This is a genomic window from Pseudoxanthomonas koreensis (genome assembly GCF_041890415.1).
GTDB classification, from domain to species: domain Bacteria; phylum Pseudomonadota; class Gammaproteobacteria; order Xanthomonadales; family Xanthomonadaceae; genus Pseudoxanthomonas; species Pseudoxanthomonas koreensis_A.
The window spans coordinates 2,798,637-2,811,197 of record NZ_CP169056.1 but is presented as its reverse complement, the minus strand read 5'-3'; the positions used below and the strand labels follow the sequence as shown (position 1 = coordinate 2,811,197).

General features: G+C 70.1%; 3 protein-coding genes. All 3 read left to right on the top strand.

Features of this window, described 5'->3' with window-relative positions; translation table 11 throughout:
* Window positions 1-61: 61 nt before the first annotated feature.
* Window positions 62-805 (top strand): response regulator transcription factor, encoded by a 744-nt coding sequence (locus ACEJ41_RS12715; RefSeq protein WP_374012621.1) that lies wholly within the window; start codon window positions 62-64, stop codon window positions 803-805.
* 197 nt (window positions 806-1,002) lie between these two features.
* Window positions 1,003-9,162 carry an SdrD B-like domain-containing protein gene (locus ACEJ41_RS12710; RefSeq protein WP_374012620.1) on the top strand — a complete coding sequence of 2,720 codons (8,160 nt, stop codon included), beginning with the start codon at window positions 1,003-1,005 and terminating at the stop codon, window positions 9,160-9,162.
* Window positions 9,159-12,560 carry a hypothetical protein gene (locus ACEJ41_RS12705; protein WP_374012619.1) on the top strand — a complete coding sequence of 1,134 codons (3,402 nt, stop codon included), beginning with the start codon at window positions 9,159-9,161 and terminating at the stop codon, window positions 12,558-12,560. The genes ACEJ41_RS12710 and ACEJ41_RS12705 overlap by 4 nt, the downstream gene beginning before the upstream one ends.
* Window position 12,561 lies beyond the last annotated feature (1 nt).

Below are 12,561 nucleotides of genomic sequence, written 5' to 3'. Positions count from 1 at the left end.
GCGCGCGCATGGCTGCGTGCTAGCATCAAGACGGTGTGAAAATATCTCCCGGGAAGCGGTATTGGACCAGTCTCTGGAACAGGCCATCGACGACACGGCGCTGACGGGCCTGCGCATAGCGGTGGTGGAGGACGATCCTGAGTTGCGGCACCTGCTCGTGGCCGAACTGTCCGACCATGGCGCCGCGGTGGCCGGGTTGCCCAGCGCCGAGGCGCTCTACCGGCACCTGTCGGTCCACCCCTGCGACATCGTGCTGCTGGACCTGATGCTGCCGGGCGAGGATGGCTACTCGGTGGCCGCGCACCTGCGCCAGGCATCGCAGGTGGGCATCGTGATGCTGACCGGCCGCGGCGGCGCACGCGACATGGCGCGCGGGCTGGAGGACGGCGCCGACCTGTACCTGGTCAAGCCGGTGGATCTGGGCGTGCTGGTCGCGGCGATGGCCTCCCTGCGCCGGCGGCTGGAAGTGCCGGCCGCCGACACCGGAACCACCCCACTTGCGCAGGCCACGGGCTGGCGCCTGCAGGCCGGCGGCTGGCAACTGCAGGCCCCCGACGGCAGCATGCTGGACCTGGGCGCGGCCGAACGCGCCTTCCTCGAGACGCTGATCTCCACGCCCGGGCAGGCGGTCGACCGGGAAATGCTGATCTCCCGCATCACCTCGGACCCGTGGGATTTCGACCCGCACCGGCTGGAAGTGCTGGTCCATCGCCTGCGTGCGCGCGTGCGCCGGCTCGCAGGCTCGCCGCTGCCGGTGCGGGCGGTGCGCGGTGCCGGCTACCTGTGGGTACCCGACCCCGGCTGAGTCGCACCGGGTTTGAGCATCGGTGAGCGAACGCAAGTTTCCGCTACTGACCTTGCGCCCCGGCCTGCCAACAATCCCCTCGCAGCCGCGGCCATCAGGCCGCGGACGTGTGCATGGGCCTTCGTCCCGTGCGCGGCGGTTTCGAATCATGCCTGCCCCGGAACGTGCCGGGTGCGTGCGGGCCAAGGGGAATCAGCGTGGACAAGCAGCACGACAGGGCGCCGGCCACGGCGCAGGGCAGCCTTTCGCCTGCGCGCATGTCGCATGGTCGAATCGGCGCGATCCGCGCCCGCATCTTGGTCCTGCTGGCCGCACTGGCGCCGCTGGCCGCGCAGGCGGGCATCGTCCCGAACTCGGTCAACCTGCCCCCGGACATCGGCATGGGCCTGACCGTGCCGGCGACCGTCAACTGGTCGCGGGTGCAGGCCGGCAGCGGCGACAGCTTCACCCTGGCGATCCCGGCCCAGCTCGACGTGGTGCTCGGCACCCTGCCGGGCGGCTGCAGCTACGACGGCGGGACCCGGGTCGTCACCTGCGTGGTTCCGGACGGCGGCGTGGGCGCCAGCGGCAACGTCAGCGTCGACCTGGTCGGTGCAGCGGTTGGCGGCTTCAACCTGACCGCGACCGGCAACAACACGCCCATCCCGACCGCAGCGTCGGTCTCGGCCAACGTCCGCAACAGTGGCGACCTGACCGTCGGCAAGGCCAAGACCACGCCGGCCGGCGACGCGGTGGCCGGCAGCCCGGTGGTGTTCGTGCTCTCGCCGGACATCGCCGCCGGCGGCAACAACGTGCCCGCCGGTGCCACGGTGGTGGTGACCGACAACCTGCCCGGCAACGCCTCGCACTTCACCCTCACCAGCCGCACCTTCTCCGGGCTGACCCCCAGCTGCAACACGGTTGCCAACGCCAACAGCACCCGCACCCTGACCTGCACCTACAGCGGCCCGTTCACCCCCGCCCAGCTCAACGCCAGCACGATCACCGTCACCGGCACCCAGAACGCCAACGGCACCTTCACCAACGAAGCGGCGATCGCCTCGGGCAACACCAGCTACTTCGACCGCGACACCGGCAACAACCTGGCCCTGGTCAACTACAACGCCCTGCCGGGTACCGACCTGCAGGCGCAGGGCAGCTTCCCCAGCACCTACCAGCCGGTCAACGGCAGCCAGGACCTGGTCCTGACCTATCGCAACAACGGCCCGCTGGCCGCTACCGGCGGCACCATCGACACCGTCATCCCGGCCGGTTTCGTGCTCGGCGCTCTGCCACCGGGCTGCAGCCAGGCACCGGGCTCACTGACCGTCGGCGCCACCACCGTCAGCGGCACCCGGGTCACCTGCACCACCGGTGCGGTCGCCAGCGGCGCCACCCAGGGCTTCACCCTGCCGTTGACCATGCCGGCCGCCGCCACCGCCGGCAACTTCCCGGTGGTGGTCGCGCCGCCTGCGGGCATGGCCGAATCCAACCCGGGCAACAACGCCATCCTGCTGCCCTACCAGGTCGCCGAGCCGTTTGCCGACCTGCGCCTGGCCAAGAGCAAGTCGCCCGGCAGCGGTCCGCGGGCACCGGGTACCGCGATCACCACCACCCTGACCGTGACCAACGACGTCGGCAGCCTGGCGGCGGCCACCTACGACACCGGCGCCAACCCGTTGCGGGTCGTGGACTACGTCCGCCCGGAGGAAGTGGCCGGCGACGTGGTCACGGTGTCCGGCTCCACCCCGGGCTGGAGCTGCGCGGTCTCCCCGGGCGTGGCCAACCATCCGCCGTACACCAACGATGGTCGTACCAAGGAGATCGTCTGCACCAGCACCGTCGCCGGTGCGCTGGCGGTCGGCGCCTCGCGCCAGGTTGCCTTCACCACCACCATCGATGCCGTCGGCGCTCCGGTGACCCTGAGCAACTGGGCCTGCACCGGTGCCACTGCACTGAACATGCTCGGCGGCGGTGGTCCTTTGCCGGCCGACCCCAATCCCAACGGCAACAACGACTGCGCCGGTGCCGGCGACAGCCTGGTGGCCACGCCGGTGGTCTCCGGCTATGCAGCGGTGGACATCGTCAAGGAATCCTCGGTCGACAACATCGCCTGGCACGACCTGGTGGCCGACGCACCGATCCTGGCCGCGACCGACAACCAGATGCACTGGCGGATCACCGTCGCCACCCCGGACCTGGCCACGAACGCGAGCCAGCGACGCATCCCGACCCTCAACCTCACCGACAACCTGCCAGGCATCCTCAACGTCACCGCGCCCGGTGCGCCCGCACAGAGCTTCATCACCCCGGACATCCAGGTCACCGTCACCCGTGGCGGCGTAGCCGGCGCCAGCGGTTGCCCGGCCACGATCACCGCCGGCACCAGCGCCCTGAATTGCAGCTTCAGCAACGTCGATCCGGGCGAGACCATCGTCATCGGCCTGGACGTGTCACGGCCGCTGCTGGGCAGCGCCGCTCGCCTGACCAACACCGCGACCCTCACCTCGCCCAACGCGATCCTGTCGGGAACCATGAGCGACGACGCGGCGGTGGACGTGGAGCCGCGCCTGGACGTGGCGATGACCACCAAGACGGTGGTCCCGGCCACGCCCAAGGTCGGCGAGATCGTCCAGTTCACCCTGACCGCGCAGAACCTGGGCCCGGGCGTCATCCCGGCCGGCGACTTCACCATCGTCGACGACCTGTTCACCGGCACGCCTACGCTGGCCACGCCGGCCTATGAGTTCGAGAGCGCGACACCGTCCAACGCGGCGCTGATGACGTGCTCCACCAGCGCCCAGCCCGGCGACATCACCCGGGTTTCGTGCGTGAACACCCAGCCGGTGCAGCGCTACCAGGTCCGCACCGTCACCGTGCGCGCGCGCATCAAGAAGCCCAGCGGCAGTCTCGGCGCGGCAGGCTCGGTGCTGTATCCGGCGGCGAGCAACACCGCGTGGGTGGAACTGGGCGCGGCCCACTGCGAATACCGCACCGAGACCAGCACCGTGCCGGTCGGTGTCTCGACTGCCTGCGACGACGCCGCGGCGCTGTCTAACAACCAGCGCAGCGTCACCTTCCCGGTGGAAGTGCCGGCGATCGACCTGCAGCAGGCCAAGACCGCGGTATTCCCGGGCGGCCAGACCCAGTTCCTGCTGGGCGACACCCTGCGCTACCGCTTCACCGTGCGCAACGCCGGTCCCTCGCGCGCCGAGGAGATCGTGATGACGGACATCCTCGATCCGATCCCGGCCGGCTTCAGCTTCGCCCTGGTGGACAGTGGCACCACCGCGCCGAAGAACCTGAACTCCGGCGGCCCGGACGCCGGTTTCGCCTTCGTCGCCAAGAACGTGAGCTGCTCCCAGCCCGGCGGCGCCAACAGCAATGTGGTCTGCCAGCTCGACCCGGCCCTGGGCCAGAGCTGGCTGGACGCCGGGCAGATGGTCCGCTTCGAGCTGGAGCTGACCATGACCGGCACCGCCACCGGCCCGGTGGTGTTCGGCAACCGCGCCTACGTCTGCGCCGACGAGACCAACGTCTACGAATCCTCGGGCAGGTGCGACCCGGATCCGGCCCAGGCCGCCAACAACCTGGCCTCGGTCAACAACACGATCTTCCCCACCGCCGACCTGGGCGTGGCCAAGACCACGCTCACCGCCGGGCCGGTGGACGTGGGCCAGCCGGTGCAATACCAGGTGGTGCTGACCAACAACGGCACCGGCACGGTGCAGAAGATGCGCCTGGTGGACGTGTTGCCGCCGGGCTTCGAGTGGCTGGACAGTGGCGTCCACCTGCCCACGGCGGTCGCCACCGGCGCAACCCTGTCCGGGCCGCTGTCCGTGGCCGCGGCGGCGCCGCCGGCGGGCACCGACAACGTGTGCTGGATCTCGGCCGGTCCCGCCAGCGTGACCGCGCCTGCGCAGCGCCAGACCGTGACTTGCGACCTGGGCAGTACCACCGGCCCTGGAGAAGGTTTTGCCACCGGCAACACGGTGACGGTGAGCCTGTGGGCGCGTCCGGTTCCCGGCGTGTACGACGGCTCGGCGGCCGCGCCGTTCAGCGTGGACCGGCTCAATGATGCCGAAGTGCAGCCCGGGCGCGATGCCACCGGCAACGAGGTGTCGATTGACTCGAATCCGGCCAACAACACCGACGATTCGCCGATCCAGGTGGCTGCAGCCGCGCGCCTGGGTGGCCGGGTGTTCTTCGACCCGAACGACAATGGCGATGTGGACCCGGGCGATACCGGCATCGCCGGCGTCACCCTGACCCTGACCGGCACCGATGCGCACGGCAATGCGGTCAGCCTGACCACGACCAGCAACGCAGCCGGCGACTACCAGTTCGTGGGCCTGCCGCCCTCGGATGCGGCCGGCTACACCATCGAGCAGGCGCAGCCCGCCGCCTACGACAACGGCCAGCCCCAGCCCAACACGCCACGGCCGGTGCGCAATGGCGCCAGCGTGAACACCAGCGCAGCCGGTGGTGCCTATGCGGTGGCCAACACCGCCACCACCAGCACCATCGCCGGCATCGTGCTGGCCAACGGCGCCGACGCGGTGCAGTTCGATTTCCCCGAGTACCAGGGCGTGTCGCTGTCGGGCTTCGTGTTCGCCGACTACACCCGCGATGACGTGTTCGACATCGCCACCCTGGACACGCCGATCCCGGGTGCCTCGGTGGAGTTGCTGGTATGGGATCCGGTCGCTGCAGGCTATGTCCCGCTCGATGGCGGCACGGTGCAGCTCACCGGTGCCGATGGCAGCTACCGGTTCGAGGGCCTGCGTCCGTCGGCCACGTATGCGCTGCGCCAGCTGCTGCCTGCGGGCTACCTGAACCTGCCCAGCGCCATCGCCCCCGGCCAGATCGCGGGCGTGCCCTGCAGCCCCGCCTGCCAGGTGCAGACCGGCGCGGCCGGTGATGCGGCCGCTACCGACCGGATCTACGACATCCAGCTGGTGGCCGGCAACGGCACCCAGTTCAACTTCGGCGAGACCGTGCCGGTATCCGTGTCCGGCGTGGTGTTCTTCGACACCGACAACGACGGCAGCCAGAACGTGCTGGCCGACGTGGGCATCGACGGGGTCGAGATCCGCCTGTCCGGTACCGACGACCTGGGCAACCCGGTCAACGACACCACCACCACCGCGGCCGATGGCAGCTTCTCGTTCGACAACCTGCGTCCGGGCACCTACACCCTGACCGAGCCGACCCAGCCGGTCGGCACCATCAACGGCATCACCACCGCCGGCAGCGTCGGCGGCACGCCCAGTGGCACGGCCACGCCGGTGGCCACCGTGCCCAGCGCGATCGCCACGATCGATCTCACCGCGCCGGGCAGCGCGTCCATCGACAACCTGTTTGCCGAGATCCCGACCAATAGCTCGATCATCGGCCAGGTCTGGATGGATGCGGACGACGACGGCCTGATCGACGCCGGCGAACAGGGCATCCGCGGCGTCAGCGTGCGCCTGGATGGCGTGGACGCCGCAGGCAACGTGGTGTCCCTGACCACGACCACCGATGCGATCGGCCGCTACGCATTCACCAACCTCGCGCCGGGCACCTACACGGTCACCGAGCCGGTGCAGCCGCTGGGCACCATCAATGGCGAAACGGTCGCCGGCAATATCGCGGGCACCGTCACCGGCACCGCCACGCCGCGGTCTACCGTGCCGTCGGCCGTCGCCGGCATCGTGCTGGGCGTCAACCAGCATTCGGTTGAAAACAACTTCGGCGAGATCCCGGTCGAGAGTTCGATCTCGGGCGTGGTGTGGCTGGACCTGAACGACAACGGGGTGATCGACCCGGGCGAGCAGGGCATCCCCGGTGTGACCATCCGCCTGAACGGCATCGACGCTGCCGGCAATGCCGTCACCCGCGAGATCGTCACCGATGCACTGGGCGCCTACCGCTTCGGCGGGCTGTTGCCGGGCAACTACACGGTGACCGAACCGGAGCAACCGCCGGGCACCAGCAACGGCCAGACCGTCGCCGGCAGCGTCGGCGGCACGGCCACGCCGGTCACCAACCCGGTATCGCGGATCAGCGGCATCCTGCTGGGCCCCAACCAGCATTCCACCGCCAACAACTTCGGCGAGATCGGTGGCGGCGTCATCGCCGGCCGCGTGTACAACGACCGCAACGACAACGGCCAGGTCGATCCGGGCGAGACCGGCATCCCCGGGGTGGAAGTCGTGCTGACCGGCACCGACGACACCGGTGCGCAGGTGCGCATCAGTACCGTGACCGACCGCGAGGGCCGCTACCGTTTCGACGGCCTGCGCCCGGGCACCTACACGGTGACCGAGCCGACCCAGCCGCCACAGACGCTCAATGGCCTGACCACGCCCGGCAGCCTCGGTGGCGATGCGACTCCAAAGTCCACCACGCCATCGGCCATCAGCGGCATCGTGCTGCCCCCGGGCGGTGAATCGCTGGAGAACAATTTCGGCGAGATCGGCGATACGCCGGACATGCGGGTCAGCAAGTCGGTCACCCCGGCGGTGCTGTACACCGGCACCCAGGCCAGCTACAGCGTAGTGGTGCGCAACGCCGGACAGGCCGCGTCCAGCGGCCAGTACGTGGTCAGCGACCGCCTGCCGACCGGCGTGGTCCTGGCCGGCGTGCCCGGCGGCGAAGGCTGGAACTGCACCGGGGACACCGGCGCGTCCGATTTCACCTGCCGCAGCGACGCGGTCCTGGCAGCAGGCGCCACCTCCACGGTGATCAGCGTCGCGGTCAGGGTCGGCGCAGCCGCCGGCGAGGCCGGCATGGTGCACAACGCGGTGCTGGTGGAGGGCGGCGGCGAACCTGAGCCGGCGTTGCCGACGGCCGGCGAGCGCAACGCATTCGACAACCGGGTGCCGGAGCTGCCGGTGTGCGATCCGGCGATCACTCACAACGCCTGCCGCCTGCCCAGCGAGGTGGTGGTGGCGTGGCCGGACGTGGTGGTCAGCAAGAGTGCCGACACCCAGGTGTTCACCGTGGGCGAGCCGGCCTCCTACACGATTCGCGTGCGCAACATCGGCGAGCGTGCCACCGATGCGGATTATCGGGTCGAGGACCGCCTGCCGGCCGGCATCGTGCTTGCCGCAGCCCCGGCCGGTGACGGCTGGACGTGCACAGGCGCTGCCGGCGCCACGCGCTTGGAGTGCATCAGCAACCGCGAGCTGGCGGCCGGGGAAAGCCACCCCGGCACCATCCGCGTGCCCGTGGACGTGCTCCCCGAAGCACTGGGCGATGGCCCGGTGAACAATGCCGTGGTCGTGGCCGGCGGTGGCGAGGACAGCCCGCGCACGCCCACGCCCGGCGAGCGCGACACCTTCGAACAGCGGCCGCACGAGCTCGACGAGTGCGACCCGGCGATCAGCCAGAACCTGTGCCGGGTGCCCAACGAAGTACTGCCGGCGCAGGAAGCGGCGGTGCTGAGCATCGCCAAGCGTGGCGACCGCTCGGTGGCCGAGATCGGCGACATGGTCCTGTACACCATCGACATCCGCCACGTATCCGGAGGCGGGTTGCGCCAGGTCGACGTGCTCGACCGGCTGCCGCGCGGCTTCACCTACATCGGTGGCAGCGCGCGCGTGGATGGCGTGGCCATCGCCGATCCGACCGGGACACCCGGCCCGTTGCTGGTGTTCGATGCAGGGCCGCTGCCGGCCCAGGGCCAGAAGACCCTGAGCTACCGGCTGCGCGTGGGCGTTGGCGCCGACCAGGGCAACGGCGTCAACCGGGCCCGGGCGCATGGCTGCCAGCGCGTTGGCAGCTGCATGGAAGGTGCCGCGCCGCTGCCCGGAAGCGTGCCGTCCAACACCGCCGAGTACCGCGTCATCGTGCGCGGCGGCGTGTTTGCCAGCGAGGGCTGCGTGCTGGGCAAGATCTTCGTGGACTGCAACCGAAACCATGTGCAGGACCACGAGGAGCTCGGCATCCCCGGCGTGCGCATGTACTTCGAGGACGGCACCTGGATGGTGTCCGATTCGGAGGGCAATTACAGCTACTGCGGCCTGCCGCCCAACAGCCACACGCTCAAGGTGGACCCGTCCACCCTGCCGGCCGGTGCACGCCTGACCACCAGCAGCAACCGCAACCTCGGCGATGCGGACAGCCTGTTCATCGATCTGAAGAACGGCGAGTTGCACCGCGCCGATTTCATCGAGGGCAGCTGTTCCAACCCGGTGCTCGAGCAGGTCAAGGCCCGCCGCACCCAGGGCGAGGTGCGTGCCCCCGAGACCGAACCCGGCCAGCCGGCACTGCGCTTCGAGAGCAAGTCGGCGCGCAGCCCGCAGCAGGCCACCGATTCGGCCAACCAGAGACCGATCGTGGATCCCCGACCCGTGACGCCCGCCGCAGGCCGGCAGGAGGCGCAGCCATGAGCCGCGTCCACATGCCCTTGCGGCAGATGAGTGCGCTGGCTTGCGCCTTGGCGATTGCCCTGCCGGCGCTCGGCCAGGACGTGTCGGGCAGTGCCCGCTTCACGCCGGTGCTGGGTGGCGCCGATGCCTTGTACCCCCGTTCGCCGACCACGGCCGATACCGCACCGCGGGTGGTGGATGCCCGCGCCGGGGCCGTGGACTACAGCGCCAACCGTGCCGTGTCGCTGATCCGGGTGGAGCTGGACCGGGACGGCGTGCCGGCCGACGGCCAGTCCAGCGTCCACGTGCGCATGCACCTGCTGGGCGCCGATGGGCTGCCCTTGGCCGGCCAGGCCTTTGCGACCATCGAGCACAGTGGTGGCCGCATCCGCCTGCCCGGCTCGCGCACGGACGAATTCGGCCCGGGCGCCTCCGACGCGGACCGGGTCACCCCCGGCATCCAGCTGGCGGTGGACAATGGCGTTGCCGAGTTCGACCTGGTTGCACCGCACGATCCGCAGGACGTGCTGCTGCGGATCACTGCCGGCGGCCAGTCGGCCGAAGGCATGGTCGGCTTCCTGCCGGAAATGCGCGAGCTGCTGGCCACTGGCCTGATCGAGGGCATCATCAACGTCGGCCGCAAGGGCAACCGCGACCTGATCGCCCCGGTCGAGCGCGGTGACGCCTTCGAGCGCGAGATCCGGCGCTGGCACCGGCAGTTCAGCAACGGCAAGGCCAGTGCCTCGGCGCGCACGGCGTTCTTCGTCAAGGGCCGGATCAAGGGCGAGTACCTGCTCACCGCCGCCTACGATTCGGACAAGGAAGTGCGCTCGCGCCTGCTGCGCGACGTGCGCCCGGAGGAGTTCTACCCGGTCTATGGCGACGCGTCGCTGCGCGGCTTCGATGCGCGTTCGGCCGAGCGCCTGTACGTGCGCGTGGACCACGGCCGCAGCTACCTGCTGTACGGCGATTTCCAGACCGGCGAATCCCTGGCAACCACCAGCGGCGTGGGCGGCGTGGGCGGCAGCGGGCCGATCCCGCAGCGCAGCCTGGGCACGTACAACCGCACCGCCACCGGCCTGGGCTGGCATTTCGAAAGCGAGCGGGTACGCGGCAACACGTTTGCCATCCATGACTCGTTGCGCCAGGTGATCGAAGAGTTCGCCAGCCAGGGCAGCGGCCCGTATGCGCTGCGCAACAACGCCGTGCTGGAGGGCAGCGAGCGGGTGGAGGTGGTGGTGCGTGACCGGCACCAGCCCTCGCGCATCATCGAGGTGCGCCCGCTGGCGCGACTGGTGGATTACAGCTTCGAGCCGTTCTCCGGGCGGATCCTGCTCAACCAGTTCATGCCGGCCTTCGACGCCGACCTCAACCCGGTCTCGCTGCGCATCACCTACGAGATGGACCTGGGCACGGAGAAGTTCTGGACCCTGGGTGCCGATGCCCAGCTCAAGCTGACCGACCGGCTGGAGGTCGGTGCCGCGGTGGTCGATGACCGCAACCCGTTCGCGGCGTTCCGGATGGCCAGCGCCAATGCCGGTTACCGCTTCGGTGACAACACGTTCGTGGCCGCCGAGATTGCGCGCACCCGCAGCGACATCAACAGCAACCCGGTCAACCAGCTCGCCACCCCCGGGCTGGCAGGCATGAGCGGCCAGGTCGAGGGCGACGCATGGCGGGTGGAGTTCGGCCACGAGGGGCAGGCACTGGATGCACGCCTGTTTGCCGCGCGCACCGATCCGGCGTTCAACAACCCGGCCTCGCCGCTCTATGGCGGCCGCGGCGAATACAGTGCACGCCTGGCCTGGAAGGTGAACGCGCGTTTCGAGCCCTACGTCGAGATGCTGCGCAGCGAGGACCGCAACCCCGACGGTGGCGAGCGCGACGCCGGGGGCCTTGGCGTGCGCATCGGCGCCACCGACAGGCTTACCGTGGACCTGGGCCTGCGCAGCATCCGCGAGACCGTGGGCGCCTACTCGCCATGGTCGGCCGCGGTGCCGTTCGGCAATGCCGGCGGCCTGACCGGCGGCTGGGCCACGGGCAGCGGTGGAGGCGCGCTGGGCTATGGCGCGCAGCCGCTGGATCCGCTGACCGGCCTGCCGGTGCTTGGCAGCCATGGTGCACAGGGTGAATGGACCAGCAGCCTGCCGGTCGGAACCGAACTGGAATCGGACACCGCGCGCATCGGCCTGGGGTACCGGGTGAGCGAGCGGCTTTCCGTGGGCGCCGAAGTGGAACAGGAGATCCGCGGCGAAGACCGCAATCGCCTGGCCGTGGGGCTGGACTGGCAGGCGTTCGAGCGCAGCCGCATCTATGGCCGCTACGAGAAGCAGACCGGCCTGACCAGCGCCTATGGCATCACCGAGGCCGGCCGCCAGGCCGATGCATTCGTGTTCGGCGTGGATACCAGCTACATCAAGGACACCCAGGTGTTCAGCGAGTACCGCATGCGCGACGCGGTGAACGGGCGCGACCTGCAGGCCGCCTCCGGCATCCGCCATACCTGGGATGTCGCCCCGGGCCTGCGCCTGAGCAGTTCGGCCGAACACGTGAAGGTGTACGACGGCAGCACCGGTGACGCCACCGGGCTGGCCTTCGGCCTGGATTACACCGCCAACCCGTTGTGGCGTGGCAGCGCACGGGTCGAGCACCGGATCTCCGGCGACGTGGCCGGCACCGACCCGGATGAAGCCTTCGACACGACCCTGGTGCAGCTGCTGGCCGCGCGCAAGCTGGGCCGCGACTGGACCCTGCTGGCCCGCAACTACCTGCTGGCGACCGACTATCGCGACAGGGGCGACGTGCTGCAGGACCGCTTCCAGGTCGGCCTGGCGTTCCGCGACACCGACACCAACCGAGTCAACGCCCTGGCCCGCTACGAGTACAAGCTCGAGCGCGACGAGAGCGGCCTGGTCCTGGACCAGGGCCGGGTGGTGGATGTCGCCGGCCAGGACGTGCGCAGCCGCGCCCACATCGTCTCGATGCATGCCGACTGGCACCCGTCGCGCCCGTGGTGGCTGACCGGCCGGATTGCCGGCAAGTGGCAGCAGGATCGCATTGCCTGGGCAGACGGCAACCACGTCGACAACCGCTTCAGCGCGACGCTGCTGTCCGGGCGGGTGGTGTACGACGTGACCGAGAACTGGGATGTCGGGCTGATGGCGGCGACCTTCCGTGGCCAGCACGGCGCCAACCAGTACGCCTTCGGTGCCGAGGTCGGCCGCCTGCTGCGGCAGAACCTGTGGCTGTCGGCCGGATACAACTGGACCGGCTTCGCAGGCGACCGTGACCTGTCCGGCTACGAATACACCGAGCAGGGCGCCTACCTGAGGCTGCGCTTCAAGTTCGACGAGGACCTGTTCCGCAGGGAGCAGCCCCGTTACCGCGACCCCGTCCACCACGGGGCGACCCCCGAATGAA